17 protein-coding genes and 1 pseudogene are annotated in these 15,329 nt (G+C 71.0%); 16 read left to right on the top strand and 2 right to left on the bottom strand.

The annotated features are described in order from the left end of the window. Positions 1 to 28: 28 nt before the first annotated feature. From LZF96_RS08040 to fxlM, 9 genes are all read left to right on the top strand, one after another. Positions 29 to 1,312 (top strand): ATP-binding protein, encoded by a 1,284-nt coding sequence (locus LZF96_RS08040; RefSeq protein ID WP_233867818.1) that lies wholly within the window; start codon positions 29 to 31, stop codon positions 1,310 to 1,312. Beyond that, complete coding sequence (locus tag LZF96_RS08045) at positions 1,309 to 1,713, top strand: roadblock/LC7 domain-containing protein (RefSeq protein ID WP_182605244.1); 405 nt, start codon at positions 1,309 to 1,311, stop codon at positions 1,711 to 1,713. The genes LZF96_RS08040 and LZF96_RS08045 overlap by 4 nt, the downstream gene beginning before the upstream one ends. Further along, the gene (locus LZF96_RS08050; RefSeq protein ID WP_182605245.1) at positions 1,710 to 2,084 is read left to right on the top strand and encodes a DUF742 domain-containing protein; all 375 of its coding nucleotides are present in this window, start codon (positions 1,710 to 1,712) and stop codon (positions 2,082 to 2,084) included. The genes LZF96_RS08045 and LZF96_RS08050 overlap by 4 nt, the downstream gene beginning before the upstream one ends. Then, complete coding sequence (locus LZF96_RS08055) at positions 2,065 to 2,658, top strand: ATP/GTP-binding protein (RefSeq protein WP_233867821.1); 594 nt, start codon at positions 2,065 to 2,067, stop codon at positions 2,656 to 2,658. The genes LZF96_RS08050 and LZF96_RS08055 overlap by 20 nt, the downstream gene beginning before the upstream one ends. Continuing rightward, positions 2,655 to 4,103 (top strand): cytochrome P450, encoded by a 1,449-nt coding sequence (locus tag LZF96_RS26950; RefSeq protein ID WP_233867824.1) that lies wholly within the window; start codon positions 2,655 to 2,657, stop codon positions 4,101 to 4,103. The genes LZF96_RS08055 and LZF96_RS26950 overlap by 4 nt, the downstream gene beginning before the upstream one ends. Next, on the top strand, positions 4,100 to 5,209 hold the full coding sequence (locus tag LZF96_RS08065; RefSeq protein ID WP_233867827.1) for a cytochrome P450: 1,110 nt from the start codon (positions 4,100 to 4,102) through the stop codon (positions 5,207 to 5,209). Before LZF96_RS26950 ends, LZF96_RS08065 begins: the two co-directional genes overlap by 4 nt. Beyond that, positions 5,206 to 5,508: a hypothetical protein gene (locus LZF96_RS08070; RefSeq protein WP_233867830.1), complete on the top strand. Its 303-nt coding sequence runs from the start codon at positions 5,206 to 5,208 to the stop codon at positions 5,506 to 5,508. Before LZF96_RS08065 ends, LZF96_RS08070 begins: the two co-directional genes overlap by 4 nt. 6 nt (positions 5,509 to 5,514) lie before the next feature. Continuing rightward, positions 5,515 to 5,694 carry a hypothetical protein gene (locus tag LZF96_RS08075; RefSeq protein WP_233867833.1) on the top strand — a complete coding sequence of 60 codons (180 nt, stop codon included), beginning with the start codon at positions 5,515 to 5,517 and terminating at the stop codon, positions 5,692 to 5,694. A 97-nt stretch (positions 5,695 to 5,791) separates the two neighbouring features. Continuing rightward, on the top strand, positions 5,792 to 7,036 hold the full coding sequence (gene fxlM, locus LZF96_RS08080; RefSeq protein WP_233867835.1) for a methyltransferase, FxLD system: 1,245 nt from the start codon (positions 5,792 to 5,794) through the stop codon (positions 7,034 to 7,036). 192 nt (positions 7,037 to 7,228) lie between these two features. Here the strand turns inward: fxlM and LZF96_RS08085 are convergent, their stop codons facing one another. Then, on the bottom strand, positions 7,229 to 7,375 hold the full coding sequence (locus LZF96_RS08085; protein ID WP_267940630.1) for a DUF397 domain-containing protein: 147 nt from the start codon (positions 7,373 to 7,375) through the stop codon (positions 7,229 to 7,231). A gap of 340 nt (positions 7,376 to 7,715) precedes the next feature. On the opposite strand from LZF96_RS08085, the gene LZF96_RS08090 reads away from it, so the two are divergent. The 7 genes and pseudogenes from LZF96_RS08090 to LZF96_RS08120 all read left to right on the top strand — a co-directional run. Next, positions 7,716 to 9,143 carry an NAD(P)/FAD-dependent oxidoreductase gene (locus tag LZF96_RS08090; RefSeq protein ID WP_233867837.1) on the top strand — a complete coding sequence of 476 codons (1,428 nt, stop codon included), beginning with the start codon at positions 7,716 to 7,718 and terminating at the stop codon, positions 9,141 to 9,143. Beyond that, on the top strand, positions 9,140 to 10,225 hold the full coding sequence (locus LZF96_RS08095) for a hypothetical protein (RefSeq protein ID WP_233867839.1): 1,086 nt from the start codon (positions 9,140 to 9,142) through the stop codon (positions 10,223 to 10,225). Before LZF96_RS08090 ends, LZF96_RS08095 begins: the two co-directional genes overlap by 4 nt. After that, complete coding sequence (locus LZF96_RS08100) at positions 10,222 to 10,782, top strand: hypothetical protein (protein WP_233867840.1); 561 nt, start codon at positions 10,222 to 10,224, stop codon at positions 10,780 to 10,782. The genes LZF96_RS08095 and LZF96_RS08100 overlap by 4 nt, the downstream gene beginning before the upstream one ends. Then, positions 10,779 to 11,798, top strand: a complete 1,020-nt coding sequence (locus LZF96_RS08105) for a glycosyltransferase family 4 protein (RefSeq protein WP_233867842.1) — start codon at positions 10,779 to 10,781, stop codon at positions 11,796 to 11,798. Before LZF96_RS08100 ends, LZF96_RS08105 begins: the two co-directional genes overlap by 4 nt. Beyond that, positions 11,795 to 13,384, top strand: coding sequence for a hypothetical protein (locus tag LZF96_RS08110; RefSeq protein WP_233867844.1), 1,590 nt, complete (start codon positions 11,795 to 11,797; stop codon positions 13,382 to 13,384). The genes LZF96_RS08105 and LZF96_RS08110 overlap by 4 nt, the downstream gene beginning before the upstream one ends. A gap of 34 nt (positions 13,385 to 13,418) precedes the next feature. Next, on the top strand, positions 13,419 to 13,889 hold the full coding sequence (locus tag LZF96_RS08115; protein ID WP_182605171.1) for an NUDIX domain-containing protein: 471 nt from the start codon (positions 13,419 to 13,421) through the stop codon (positions 13,887 to 13,889). Between the two features lie 76 nt (positions 13,890 to 13,965). Then, positions 13,966 to 14,676: pseudogene (locus tag LZF96_RS08120) on the top strand (phosphotransferase); the annotation flags it as partial. A 97-nt stretch (positions 14,677 to 14,773) separates the two neighbouring features. On the opposite strand, the gene LZF96_RS08125 reads toward LZF96_RS08120, so the two are convergent. Further along, on the bottom strand, positions 14,774 to 15,271 hold the full coding sequence (locus LZF96_RS08125; protein WP_233867846.1) for a hypothetical protein: 498 nt from the start codon (positions 15,269 to 15,271) through the stop codon (positions 14,774 to 14,776). Between the last annotated feature and the right edge of the window lie 58 nt (positions 15,272 to 15,329).

A 15,329-nucleotide genomic window follows, 5' to 3' on the forward strand; every position in this document is an offset into this window, starting at 1 on the left:
GTCCCGATTTCGCGTTGGTGGAGCGGTGATGTCGACCTTCGGGCAGAACATCGTGCCGTGGACGCTCGCGCTGTTGTTCTTCTGCGCGGCGGTGGCGGGGGGATGGGGTTGGAGGCTCTCCCGGGAGCGTCGCCGACCCCTGGAGCGGGAGGTTCGTCGGCAGCGGGAGACCCTCCGCGTCCGGGACGAGGAGCTGCGTCACCTGCTGCACCACCGTGCTCCCGCACGCATCGCTGCGACGAGCGATGGCGGTGGCGGGACCGATCCCGGCCCGCTCCACCCGAAGGTGGCCGACACGGGGTTCGGTGATGCGCTGGACGGGGTGCTGCGTCTGTTCGACGACACGGCCCGCCGGGCGGAGGAGAACACGCAGGGCCTGCTGCTGGCGGTGGCGCGCAAGTTGCAAGGGCTGGCGAACACCCAGCAGGTGAAGCTGACGGAGATGACCCGTCGGCACGACGATCCCGACTTTCTCCAGGATCTGATGGACATCGACCACACCACCGCCCAGATCCTGCGCCGGGCGGTCGGTATCGCCGTCGTCTGCCAGGCCTGGCCGGGTCGGCAACACAACGCCACCCCGGTGTACGACGTGGTGCGGGGCGCGGTGGGCCGGATCCTGGACTACAAGCGGATCCACATCGCGCGGGTGGAGGACAACCGGGCCGTGGACGGGCGCGCGGTGGAGGGCCTGGTCGTCGCGCTCGCCGAGCTGTTGGAGAACGCCACCCGCTATTCGAGCCCCGCCACGATGGTGCAGGTCCACCTCCAGCTCACGTACAACGGGCTCGCCATCGTGATCGAGGACGCCGGTGTCGGCCTGAACGCGGCCGACCGGGAGAGAGTCGCGCGACTGCTGAACCAATCGGACTTCTCCATCGCCCACCTGGGAAGTCCGCCCCAGTTCGGGTTGGTGGCCTGCGGCGCGCTGGCCCGCCGCTACGGCTTCGGGGTGAGCGTGGACTCCGGCTCCGCCTTCGGCGGCGTTCGGGCCGTCGTCAACGTGCCCAGCGCCCTGCTCACGGAAGCCCCGCTCACCTCGCCCCCGCCCGGGTCTCCCGGCACGCCGGCCGCGCCCGTACCGACGGACACCGGAGCCGGCGCCCGGCCGGTCCGGGACACCACGGCCGGTGGGCTCCCCCGCAGGCGCCGCACCCGGCCGGACGCCCCGCCGGGCCACCGGGACGAAGCCGGACAGCAGACCCTGCCGGCACCCGATCAGGCGGCGGCCTCACTCGACGCGTTCGTGCGCGGCAGCCGGAGCGCCGCCGCGGCCGGTCCACCCCACGAAGAAGGGAGCACGGAATCATGACGCACAACCGAGACGCCTGGATGCTCAAACAGGTTCTGGAGCAGCCCGAGGTCTACGACGCGATCCTGGTGTCGGCCGACGGCCTGGTGACCGCCCACTCCGACGGACTGGACCGGGACAAGGCCGACCGGATCGCCGCCGCGCTGTCGGGGGTGCAGTCGACCAGCAGCCAGACGGCGGCGTTCTGCCGGGTGACGAAGGACGCCTGGCAGCAGAGCCTGGTGCAGTTCAAGGACGGCTTCGTCATCACCATCCCCGCCGGCGACGGGGCGTATCTGGCGGTCGCGGCCTCGGGCTCGGCGGACATCGCCCAGATCGGCTACCGCATGCACGAGGTGGTGGGCCAGCTCGGTGGCCGGATGAACGCGGAACCTCGCCAGGACACCGGCAACCCGGCATGAGGCCGCGGCGACGGCAAGACCTGGTGCGGCCGTTCGTCCTGACCGGCGGGCGGGCGAGGCCCACCCGGAACACCCACGTGCTCGACGTGGTCACGATGGTCACCGCGACCGGCGACCGACCGTTGTACGGCCTGCAACCCGAGCAACTGGCCATGATCGAGGCCTGCCGTGACGGCTATCTGGCCGTGATCGAGGTGGCCGGCCACACCGGGCTGCCCCTGACCCTGACCCGGGTTCTGCTCGCCGATCTCCTCGACACCGGCCACCTCGTCACCCGGGTGGCCGAACCCCCAGCCGCGACGAACCGCGCCGCCGAACCCACCGACGTCGACATCCTGGAGAGGTTGCTGCATGGCCTCAAGGCTCTATGACGGCATCCACGTGCGCGACAGCGTGCAGATCGCCGCGAAGTTGATGGTCGTCGGCCCGTTCGGGGTGGGCAAGACAACGCTGATCGGCGCCGTCAGCGAGATCGAACCGCTGCGCACCGAAGAGCGCATGACCCGGGCCGGAGCGGCCGTCGACGACCTCTCCGGGATCCGGGACAAGACCACCACGACCGTGGCGCTGGACTTCGGCCGGCTCACCGTCGACGACTCACTGGCCCTGTATCTGTTCGGCACACCCGGCCAGGAGCGGTTCGCCCACCTGTGGCAGGACCTGGCCCGTGGTGCCTACGGCGCCCTGGTGCTCGCCGACACCCGTGACCTGAGCAGGTCCTTCGAAGCCCTCAACCTCGTCGAGCGGTACGGACTACCCCACGTGGTCGCCCTCAACGTCTTCCCCGACACGCCGGATCACCCCGCCGCCGAACTGCGCGAAGCCTTCGACCTCGCCCCCGGCACGCCACTGCTCACCTGCGACGCACGCGACCGCGCCTCCGCCAGGGACGCCCTGATCCGTCTCGTCCAGCACCTGTACGACCGTCTTACGGAGGCACCGTGACCACCCCGCCTCACCCCCACCCGCCCGGGCCGCCGCCAGGATGCCCCGCACACCCCGGCCCCTCGACCCCACCGACCGGGCTCCCGCCCCTCCACGGACCCGGATTCGCCGCCGACCCCGATGCCACCTACGCCTGGCTGCGCACCGCGGGCCCCGCCCACTTCGTGGAGCTCGCACCCGGCGTGGAAGCCGTCCTGGTCACCGGCTACGACGCGGCACTCGAAGTGCTTCGCAGCCCGTACTTCAGCAAGGACGCCCGCCGCTGGACCGCGCTGGCACAAGGCCGGATCCGCGCGGACAACGAGGTGGTCCCCATGATGGGCTGGCGCCCGTCCCTGTGGTTCGCCGACGGAGAAGCGCATCTGCGGCTGCGCGCCTCGGTCGATCTGGCACTGAGCCGGATCAACCCCCACCGGCTACGGGCCCACGTCCAGCACACGGCGACCGAACTAATCGACGGGTTCGCGTCCGAGGGGAGCACCGACCTCGTCGCCCGGTACGCCGATCCACTGCCCGCCATGGTCCTCGCCCGACTCCTCGGCTGCCCGAGCCCACTCGGCGCCCGCATGGCCACCGCCTGCCGACAGATGATCGACGCGGAGCCCGCCGTCGCCCAGGAAGGCGGACAGAACCTCGCCGCCTGCCTGGCCGAACTCGTCGCCGCCAAACGCTCCGCCCCCGGCGCGGACATCACCTCCTGGCTGCTGGAGCACCCGAGCGGGCTCTCGGACACGGAAACGGTGCACCAACTCGTCGTGCTCATCGGGGCGGGCAGTGTGCCGCAATCCTCCTGGATCTCGACGGCGACCATGATGCTCCTGGCCGACGACCGTTTCGCCGTCGATCTCACCGGTGGCACCCTCACCGTGGCCGACGCCCTCAACGAAGTGCTGTGGCGGCATTCCCCCCTGGCGAACTTCTCCTTCCTGTACGCCACCCAGCCCTACCCCCTGCGCGACCCCCGGGGCCGGTTCCTCATCCCCACCGGGGTGCCGGTACTGATCAGCCACGCGGCGGCCAACACCGACCCGACCCGGCCCGCACACCCCGAGCAACGGGTCGCGAACCACTCCCACCTCGCCTTCGGCGCCGGCCGGCATGCCTGCCCCGCCCGGGGCATATCCGGGGTCATCGCCGAGACCGCGATCGAGCTCCTGCTGGACCGGCTGCCCGACATGCAGCTCTCCGTTCCCGGGTCCGCGCTGAGCTGGCGGCCCGGCCCCTTCCACCGCGCGCTGGCCGCCCTCCCCGTGCACTTCACGCCGGCCCCGGCCGCCCCCGCACACCCACCCACCGCAGATGGAGGCCCGACATGGAAACCGAACCCCGCGTCCCCGTCCTCGACCCCACCGGTGCCGACCGACAGGCGGAAGCCGCGCACCTCCGCACCCGGGGGCCGGCGACGCCGGTGGAGCTTCCCGGTGGCGTTCAGGCGTGGTCGGTGACCCACCACGATCTCATCAAACAGCTCACCGTCGACCGGCGCGTCTCGCGCGATCCGCGCCGTCACTGGCCCGCGCTCGCCGATGTCCCCCGGGACTGGCCTCTGAACGTCTGGGTGCGCGTGACCAGCGCCTTCACCTCCTACGGTGCCGAACACCGCCGGCTGCGCAAGCTCATCTCCGTCGCGTTCACCCCACATCGCACCCGCGAGATGCGCCCCAAGGTCGAAGCGATCGTCGCCACCCTCATGGACCACCTGGTCACCGCCGCCGAGTCGGGCCTGCCCGTCGACCTGCGGGCCCACTTCGCCCACCCCATCCCCACCGAGGTGATCTGCGACCTGTTCGGCGTTCCGGAGGACATGCGCCCCGAGACCCGTCGTGTCATCGACGCGGCCCTCGACACCGCCGCGACACCCGAACAGGCCGCGGCCGACTTCACCGACCTCCTCACCTGCATGAGCGCGCTCGTCACCACCAAGAGGGCCCGCCCGGGCCCGGACATGACCAGCGACCTCATCGCCGCCCGCGACGGCAGCGACCAGCTCGACGAAGAGCAGTTGATCTCCACTCTCATCCTGATGATCGGTGCCGGGTCCGAGACGGCCGTCAACCTCATCACCGAGGCGACCCTCGCCCTCCTCACCCACCCCGACCACCGCGCCGCGCTCGCCGCCGGAACGATCACCCGGGAAGACGTCATCGAGGAGACCCTGCGCTGGCAGAGCCCCATCATGCACATGCCGCTGCGTTACGCCGTGGAGGACATCGACCTCGGCGACGGGATGCTTATCCGCCGGGGGGAGGCGATCCTTCTCGCCTTCGGCGCGGCCGGTCGTGACCCGGCTCTCCACGGCGCCACAGCCGACGACTTCGATCCGACACGTGCCGACAAGGAGCACCTCGCCTTCGGGCACGGCGTCCACTACTGCCTCGGCGCACCGCTGGCACGCATGGAGGCCGATATCGCGCTGCGCTCCCTGTTCGCACGTTTCCCCCGTATGCGCCTGGCCGTGCCCCGAACGGAGCTTCGGCCCCAGCAGTCCTTCATAGCCAACAGCCACCAGGAGCTGCCCGTCATCCTCGATCCCACCGTGAGGCCCCGATGAGACACCCCATTCCCTGGCCCGCCGCCGGACCCACGGCCCTGGCCTGCGGCAACACGTTCGACGCCGTCCGCGTGGCGGAGCACCACGCCCGGGCGGTGATCAGTCGCCTGGAGGCCTTCGGACTCGGACGCCGGGTGGGCGCCGTGCTCGCCCACCACGACCAGGTGTATTTCTTCGTTCCCCCCGCCCGGGACGACGCCGAGCCGTGGCCCGACCTCGTCCGCTACTGCGGCGCCGGGAGCTTCGTCACCGTCCCACCGCGGCACCACACCCACCGGGGCCCCGGTGGTCTGCGTTAGCTGAAGGTGCCCGCCCTGTCCGACGAACCCTGCCTGAGCGAACCGCTCATCCTGCGCACCGCCCTGGAAGTCCTCCGGACCCACCTCCACCCACGCGATGAGGTCTCCACCCCGCACCTGAAGCGCGCGCCCGCGTTTTCGCCCCGGCAGGTCGGCAGCCCGGCCGCGCCCGGCACACGACGGTGAACATCGCCTCCACCGCCATCGCGCACTCCTCCCACGCGCCACCCCCACCCCGAGAAAGCACCGGAGAACGGGTAATCGAATGGCTCCACTCCGCACGATGAACGAGGCCCCCTCCAACGAACCGTCCGGCATCGAAGCTCTCCGCGAGAAGCTGATCGCCGCCCTCCACGATCTCGACGCCATCCGCACACCGCAGGTCGAGGCAGCCATCCGGGCCGTCCCTCGCCATCTCTTCCTCCCCGAGGTGTCGCTGGCGCGCGCCTACGAGCCGGAGGACGCGGTCATCACCAAGCGGGATGGGCAGGGGATGCCGATCAGCTCCGTATCCGCCGCCAGAATCCAGGCGTTCATGCTCGAACAGGCCGACATCCGTCCCGGGATGAAGGTGTGGGAGATCGGTTCCGGAGGGCTCAACGCCGCCTACATCCAGCACCTCGTCGGAGACGAGGGGCAGGTCGTCACCAGTGACATCGACCCCGAGGTCGCCCACCGGGCCCGTCATCTCCTCACCCGGGCCGGGTACGACCGCGTCACCGTCGTGGAGTCCGACGCGGAGTTCGGTCTGGCCGAGTACGCGCCGTTCGACCGGATCATCGTCACCGTGGGCGCCTGGGACATCCCGCCGACCTGGACGGGGCAACTCGCGGACGACGGAAGAATCGTCCTTCCGCTGCGCGTACGTGGCCTGACCCGTTCGGTTGCCCTCGAACGCGAGGGTCCGTGCCTGGTCAGCACCGGCTACGAGCTGTGCGGATTCGTCCCGATGCAGGGCGCGGGCGAGAAGCGGCTTCGGCGTGCCCTTCTCCATGACGTGCCGGGCGAAGAGGTCGCCTTGGTCCTCGACGACGGTCACGAAGTCGACATCGAGGCACTGTGCGCGGCTTTGGCCCAACCCGCCACCCGGGCATGGTCGGGGGTGCACCTGAGGGCGATGGAGTCGGTCGATCCGCTCGACTTGTGGTTGGCCTGCGCGCTTCCGGGCTTCGCAGTCCTCAACGCGAAGAAGGCGGCGCGCGAGCGCGGCATCATCCATCAGCCCTCCGGCCTCCTCCAGGTCGCCTTGATCGAGGGCCGCAGCTTCGCCTACCGCACCATCCGGCCGGTCACGCCGGAGCGCAGGCTGTGGGAGTTCGGTGCCGTGGGTCACGGTCCCGAGGGCAAGAGCCTCGCCGACCGGCTCGTCGAGGAGATCCGGACCTGGGACCGGGACCACCGGAGTCCGGAGCACATGGCCCGCTTCGAGGTCCACCCGGCCGGAACCCCGGACACCGAGCTGCCCCCGGGCCTGGTGGTCAACAAGCGGCATACCCGCGTCACCGTCTCCTGGCCCCCGCCGGCATAGGTCCCTCGACGGGGCCTTGCGACTGACGCCTCTCGTTGACACATGACAGCGATAGCTGTCACCAAGATCACCGACCGCCCGCAAATCGAAGGACACCACCACCGCTGATGGGGTGTCAGTGGGGGGTGAGATGCTGCGGGCGGTGGTCTTCCCCCGGTTCGCTCGGGGGAACACCACCGCCTTCTTCACCGATCAGAGTTCTCCACTCATCATGGCCCTCCGGAACATGCTCCACTCGGTGGCCGTGTACCGCAGCGGCTGCAGGTGGGGGTTCTTCGAGTCGCGGACGGCTATGCCACCCCCGGGGGAGGTCGTTGATCTCGACGCGGTTGTGCTCAGGACCGCTTTCCTTCGCCTTGCGCCAGCGGGCGACGGAGAGGTCGTACTCGTACAGCTCCGCCTTCTGTTCGCTCACTTGCGGTGCCGTTCTCCCAACTTGGTGATCCGTGTGAGTGTGTCCTTCACCGACAGGGCCGCGACGCGGATGCGCTCGACCGCGTGGGCGAAGGGTTGCGCACCGTCGCCCTCGCCCGGTTCCCCGCCTACCTGAACGTTCGCCCCACGGCGGGCAGCGGCCCTGCTGCCTGCCGCACGCCTGAGCTGAATCGCGCCGTCACAACGCCGCCCAAGCCCGTGGGCTGGGCGTGTCCATGTTGCCTGCCGATCGAAGGAGTGCACCATGCCCTGCCCCATGCACACACCGGACAGCGGCCGGATCGTCATACTCGGAGCCGGCCCATGCGGTCTGGCCTGCGCCGACGAACTGACCCGCCTCGGTCACCATGACTTCCTGCTGCTGGAAGCTGCCTCCGCGCCGGGTGGGCTCGCCTCCTCCGTGGTCGACGAGGCCGGCTTCACCTGGGATCTGGGCGGCCACGTGGTCTTCTCTCACTTCGGCGAATTCGACCGGCTGCTGACCGAGCTCTTCACCGACAAGGAACTGCTGCACCACGACCGCTCCTCCTACATCCGCTACCGCGAGGGATGGACGCCCTACCCCTTCCAGCAGCACCTCCATCACCTCCCACCGGAGGACGCCACGGCCTGCCTACGCGACCTCCTCGCCGCCCGCCGGGACCACGCAGCTCCGGCGGACTTCGCGACCTGGCTGGTCACAGTGTACGGCCAGGCCCTGGTGGACCGCTTCTTCGCCCCGTACAACACCAAGGTCTGGGCGACGCCGCTGGAAGACATGGGCTCGGCATGGGTGGCCGAGCGGGTGGCACCTGTCGATGTCGAAGAGATCCTCGCCGCGTTCGTCGGCACCGCGGCACCCGCGCACCGGTGGGGCCCGAACGCCACCTTCGCCTTCCCCGCGTGCGGCGGCACCGGCGAGATTTGGCGCCGGCTCGCCGCTCGCATCGACACCGGTCGCCTGCGGACCCGGGCCCGGGCGGTTGCCGTCGATCCGGCGGCCCGCGCCGTCACCCTCGAGGGTGGCGAGGAGATCGGCTACGACCGCCTGGTGGCCACCGGACCGCTGGACCAGCTTGTCGCCATGACCTCCACCTGCCCGGCCCCGCTCCGGACCGCTGCCGGGAGCCTGCGGCACACCACCGTGGCCATGGTCGGCCTGGGCTACCGGACACCGACCACCGACGCCCGGTCCTGGCTGTACTTCCCGCAACCCGATGTGCCCTTCTACCGGGCCACGAACTTCAGCAAGTACGCGCCCGCCAACGTCCCCGGCGCCGCGGTGGACGCCTACAGCGCCTGGATGACCGAGACCTCCATCACCGCCGGCCAAGGCCTTGACCGGGACGCTCTGGTCCACTCGTGCGACCGGGCACTTCGCCACCAGGATCTGGTGCCGGCGCAGGCGCCGCTCGCCACCGCCCATGTCGAGGTGATTCCGTACGCCTATCCGGTACCCACCCTGGGGCGCGACGAGGCCCTGGCGTCGGTGATGCCCTGGATGGAAGAGCGCGGCATCTACCCCCGGGGTCGGTTCGGGACCTGGCGCTACGAGATCGGGAACATGGACCACGCGGTCAAGATGGGCATCGATATCGCCCGTCGCCTGGTGAACGGAACACGCGAGGAACTCCTCGCCGCCGCACCCTTGGTTCCCTCCGTGTCCGCAGCCCGGACGGAGTGCCGGTCATGAACGGCACGAAGACGACCACGGCGCTGTTTGCCGGACACCGCTTCCACCTCGTCACCGACGCCGCCTTCGACGCCGTCCAAGCGCGGCACCTTCGGGCCTTCGTGCCCGGACATCAGCGCGTCCCACCGTGCGGGGAGGAGACGACAGTCCGGGTTCGCCGGGACGCAGCCCTCTTCGAGGACCGCATGGCCTGCGTCGCGGGCGCCGATTCGCTGACCGTGGTGCCCTTCCGCGGCGAGCCGTACCGCCGCTGCCGGATCGATGACGTCACATGGTGGTGGCCTGCCCCCGACACACACTTACCCCTCGACCACCTCTACGCCCGGGACGCGTCGGGCCGGCAGACGGTGCTGCTGAAACCCGGGGCCGAGCGCGGCGAGCGGTACCTGATGCGCGTCGTCCGCGAGATCGTCCTGCGGTGCTCCGAAAGCCGTGGCTGGACCTCCTTCCACGCTGCGGCTGCCGCCCTCGACGACCGCGGCATGCTCATCGCCGCTCCCTCCCGGGCGGGCAAGACCACCGTGCTGACCGCACTGGCCGCCCACCACGGGGCCGACCTGATCGCCTCCGACCGCGCCCTGGTGACCGCCGACGCGGGGATGGTGGCCGGGGTGCCGATCTCCGTCCGGATCGGCGGGGGCACCCTGTCCGCACTGGCCCCGCGCGCGGGCCTGCCGATCCCGCACACCGTGCCCGCAGCCTTCGGCAGCGGCCGCAAAGCAGCTTTGACTCCACGCGAGTTCGCCCGGGCCTTCTCCAGTCGCGTGCGGGAGACAGCACCCCTACGGCTCGTTGTCGTACCCCGCCTCCGTGACGATGACCAGCCCTTGAGTAGCCGCACCCTCGATGCCGCGCGGGCCCGCACCCTCCTTGCCGCCGTGTGCTGCACCCCCTACGACGAGGACTGGCTCGAGCCATGGTTCGCCGTCCGGACCCGGCCCGTGGACGACCTGGCCGGCCAAGCGGCCGTCCTCATCGACAGCCTCGCCGCCACCGTGCCCGTCCTCAAGGTCACGGCCGGTGTGCACAGCCCCGGTCTCCTGGAGAAGATGGCCGCCACGGTGACGGGGAGGCTTACGTGACTCCCCGCCGCATAGCCCTGGTCGGACCAGTCGCCTCCGGCAAGTCGACGCTGGCCGCAGCGATCTCCGCCCACACCGGCCTGCCCCGCATCGACCTCGACGAGCTGTTCTGGGGACCGAACTGGACACCCCTGAACACCCCCGTCTTACACAAGGGCGTCCGCGACCGCCTCGCCGGACCGGCATGGATCGCGGACGGCAACTACGGCGGCGAGGTCGCCGAGATGCTCCTGGACCGCGCCGAGCTGGTCGTGTGGCTCGATCTGCCGCTGCGCGTGTGCCTGCCCCGTCTGGTCAACCGCTCGCTGCGCCGGGCCGCCACTGGCGAGGAACTGTTCGCCGGAAACCGGGAGTCCTACCGCCACCTGCTGGCTGCGGACTCCATCCTGCGCTGGGGACCGATGCACCACCACCGTCACCGCCGACGCTGGACCGCCCGCCTCCACCCCGACCACACGCCCGATCTGACGGTGGTGCGCCTGGACCGTCCCGCCGCCATCGCCCCGCAACTGCGCCGACTTGGCCTGCTGCCCGCCCCGGGAAGGGGACGTGCGTGATCGCCTCCGTCGTCCGAGTGCCCTGGCACACCACCCACGGCGGCTACGACCGCCTCCTGGACCACCTGCCCGAAGTGCGCCGCATCACCCCGCCCCGCCACCCGAGTGCGCGATGGGCTTTCACCGCCGCCCACCGCGTACTCGGCCCCCGCTGCCCGCTGCCGTTCTACCCGGCCGAGCACTTCGCCACCGACCTGCGTGTCCTCGCCTCCCGCCGGTCGGCGCACGTCCTGTATGGGGACGAGCAGTTCTGGTTCTCCGGCCATCGCACTGGCCCGACGGTCGTCACCTACCACCAGCCGCCCGACCAGCTCGCCCAACTGTTGCCGATCAAGGCGTGGCGGCATCTGGCGCCGCGGGCCGAGCAGGTCATCGTCCTCGATCCCCATCAGCAGGCGTTCTTCTGCGACCTGCTCCCGCCGGAGCGGGTACACCTGGTGCCGCACGGCATCGACACCGCCGCCTTCTCCCCCGCCGACGCACCGTCGCGGCTCGGCCGGCCGCTGGTGCTGACCGTCGGCTGGTGGCTGCGCGACTTCCACACTCTCGACGCCGTGCATGATCTCCTGTACCGCCGCCACGGCCAGGGCATCGAGCTGACCGTCGTCACCCGGCAGACCGCCTCGCGTCCATGGCACCCGGCTGCCCGCATCCTGGAGGGGATCAGCGAACAGGAGCTGATCGCCCTCTACCGGCGGGCGGCGTTCCTGCTGTTGCCTCTGACCGGGGCGAGCGCCAACAACGCCCTGCTGGAAGCCTTCGCCTGCGGAACTCCGGCCGTCGTCACGGACATCGGCGGCATCCGGCACTACGTCGGCGAGTGCCCGGCCGCGGTCCTCGTCCCTCCCGGCGACGCTGCGGCTACCGCCGATGCCGCCGACAAGCTCCTCGCCGAGTCGGGCACCGCCGACCACACCGTACGACGTGCTGCCGCCCGCGCGCGGGCCGAGGCCTTCGCCTGGCCGCGGGTCGCTGACGACGTGCGCGCCGTCTACCGACTGCTGGGGGAAGCGTGAGTGCCATCGAGGTGTGGTTGGACATCGTGGTGCCGGTTCTCGTGACCGGGCTGCTGGCCCGCGCGCTATGGGCCGTCGTCGCGGTCGAGGCCAGTGCGCGGTGGCTGCTGGCCGCCCCCGCGCACCGCCCAGCCGACAGGGACGGACAGGCGCCGTGGCTGGTGGTGCTGCTGCCCATGCTCCGCGAACAGACTGTCGCCGCCGAGTCGATCGCGGCGTTCACCGGACTCGACTACCCCGCCGGCCGCGCGGCTGCCGTGGCCATCACCACCGAACGCGAGCACACGGCCCACGCCCGGCACTGCGGGTGTCTGCCGGAGCTCGCCGCGCTGCCCACGCTGACCGCAGCCGAGCTGCGGGGCCTGTTCCCCGCCTCGCGCTGCCGGCCCGTTGCCGAGACCGTGAATGCCGCCCCGCGCGGCGAACGTCTGGTGGTGCTGACCAAGCTGTTCGACGTCGAGCCGAGCACCGCCGACATCGTGACCACCCTGACCGCCGGCCGCCTGGAAGGGCTGCCGCTGGTGCATCTGCACCAGCCCGATGTCGGCGGCCGAAAGCCCGGGCAGCTCAACTTCGCCCTCGACCGCCTGCCCGACGCACTCGGGCCGCTCGGCTGGCGCGAGGACGCCCACGCCCGCGACACCTTCGTCCTGGTCTACGACGCCGACGCAGTCCCCGACCGGGCCACCCTGACCGCCTTCGCCGACGCCGCAGCCGAACACCATTCGTCTACCGGCCGGATGCCGGCACTGATCCAGCAACAGCGGCTCCCGCTGCTGGCCCGCCGTCCCTTCCCGCGCGGCCCTGTCGGCCTGCTGCTGACCGGGGAGTGGGTCTACCAGCTGCGCCGTTCCCTCGGCATCGAGCTCGCCCGCGTACGCCTCCACCAGTGGCTCACCCGCTCCCGGGTCCCGGAGCCGGCCCGGATGTGGCTGCGGCCGATGGTCTACGCCGTCGGTTGCGGCATGGCGGTCCACCTCCCCGCCCTGCGCCGGCTCAGCGGCTTCCCCGAACCGATGGAAGACCTCGGCACCGGACACCGCCTCTCCCTCCTCGGCGCCGACCTCGCCCCGTCCGCCGCCCTGGTTCTGGACGAGCCCTACACCGACACCACCGGAGTCACCAACCTTCACGCGCTCGCGTTCACCGCCTCCGCCCGCCCCGACCGCCATGCTCGAGCCGTCGCCCACCTGCCCGGCGGCCTCTCCCGCCCGGCCAGGTACGCCCTGATGCTGCGGGAGTGGGCTGACCAATCCGCCTGGCTCCTCGGCGCCCCGCTGCTGGCCGTCGTCATGGCCGGCGCATGGTGGGCCGGTCCCCTGTGGGCCGGGATCGCCGTCGTCGCTGTTCTGCTGCACGGTCCCGTCACCACCGCCCGGCTGCTCACCCTGGCACCGGTGCTGCACCGTCGCCTCACCCCACCCACCACCATCGGGCCGCCACCGCGCTCTGCCGCGGCGGCGCGGCCGATTGCACTGGTGGCGGCCAGCCCTCTCCAGCCCTTCGTCCGACTGGCCGGGCCCTGGCGGCTGATCTGGGCCAAGGCCACCGGACGCCGCCTCGGCTTCGGTAAGACTGAACGCTGAACACCAAACGCTCGATCACACGTGGGAGCTTCCTGTGGCTGAACCCGTTATCGCGACCGTCCGCAACGCGGCCAAGGCCGTCGTCCTGAACGATGGCCGTGTCCTGCTCCAGCGCGCCCATTGGGAGGGCCAGGACTGCTACTTTCTGCCCGGCGGCGGCCAGCACCCCGGCGAGACCCTCGGCGTCACGGTCCGCCGAGAGGTCCGCGAGGAGACCGGTCTGGACGTGACACCCGAGCGGCTGCTGTGGCTGCGCGAGTACATCGGCGCCAACCACGGCGGCGCCCCGGAGGACCACCGGGTCGAAGCGATCTTCCTGTGCCGACCCGAGGGCGATCCGGACAAGCTCGGCGGTCACGCCGAAGACGACGTGCAGACCGGCCTGGAATGGGTGGAGCTGGAGAAGGTGCCCGGCCTCAACCTGCTGCCCCACGGTCTGCGCCCCCTGATCGCCGACCTCGCCCACGGCGAGTCCCCCACCCGCTACCTTGGCGATCTCGCCTGACACCGTGGCCGGGATCGACGGTCGAGTCCCCCACGGCGCCACCGAAATCACCACCGGCTAGGTCAACCGCGTCTGGTACATCGGCGGACGCGAGCCGTATGTCCTCAAGCACTACAGCGACCCGGCCCGCGCCGCCAACGAGGCCGCCGCCCTCGCGCTCCTCACCCACCACCGCGCCCCCGGTCCCCGCCTGCTCGACGCCGACGTGAAGGGGCAGCCGGCCTGGACCGCGCAGAGCGCCGTCCAGGCACAACCCGTCCCCGCTGACCAGTTCCTGGATGACCTCGCCGGCCCGCTTGCCGCAGTCCACGCCATCGGCGGAACCCACTTCGGGCGTCTTGCCGGAGCGGCCCGTCACCCCACCTGGTGCGTCTACCTCCACGACCGCCTGAATCTGTACACGACCACAGCACCCGATCTCGCTACCGTCGCTGCAGCCCTTCGCCGAGACCTCGACCGGGTGAACCTCGACATCGAGCCACGGCTGCTCCACCACGACCTTCAGCCCGGGCACCTCGTCCGCACCACGGGCGGTCTGCGGTTCCTGCTGGACTGGGAACTCGCCGCCTTCGGCGACCCGATCTCCGACCGAGCCCGTCTCGCCGTACGCCTACGCCTGCCGTCCCCGCAGGCCCTGCCCGCCCACAGGGCTACCCCAGCCGACCGGCAGCGCCTGGACCTGTACTGGCGCCTCCACCTCCTCGCCGATGCGGCCCTGGCCACCGACCCGGCAGTCCGTGCTCACGCCCTGTCCTCACTGCTCGCCCACCCCGACCGTGCTTTATGACCTGCAGAGGAACGGTAAGACGTGTCGCCCACCACGGGGAATCCAGGGCTTCCGCAAGGCCGCATATCGGAGCGGACCCGGCAGCGCGGGCCGCCGGTCAACGCAGGAAGGTGAACACGGCAGCGGCGATGGCGCCGAGGGCCGTTCCGCAGACGAGCTGGGCGAGGGTGTGTGCCTTCAGTACCCGCCGGGACCACCCGATCAGCAGGATGATCACCGCGGAGGGGAGAGCCTGCAAGCCGAAGACCAGCATGAGAATCATGACAGTGCCGCCCGCGACCGCGTTGTGCACCGAAATCTGCCACCAGACCGTGACCAGCAGGGTCGACGCGAGACCGACGAGCATGGCGATGACGAGGGCGGTGACATCGCCGGGTGCCCGGAGCGCGTAAAGCAGCGCGATGCCCACGGCGACGGAGAGAAGGCTGGCGGCGAGGGGCACGATGCGTTGCCTACGGATACGGATGTGTTTGTCCGTCAGCTGTCCGCGTCGCACGCCCAGCTGAATTATGGCGAGCGGGAGGACACCGCAGAAGAACGCGGCGAGCAGACCCCAGCCGAAGCCGGTAACGCTGTGGGTGCTGTGCCATCCCACGATGAGAAGCAGGGCGATCACCAGATTGGCAGGTGCGAGCACGTCCGTGACGAGCTTC

Origin of the sequence: Streptomyces sp. ST2-7A (genome assembly GCF_021390475.1) — a bacterium.
Lineage (GTDB): Bacteria > Actinomycetota > Actinomycetes > Streptomycetales > Streptomycetaceae > Streptomyces.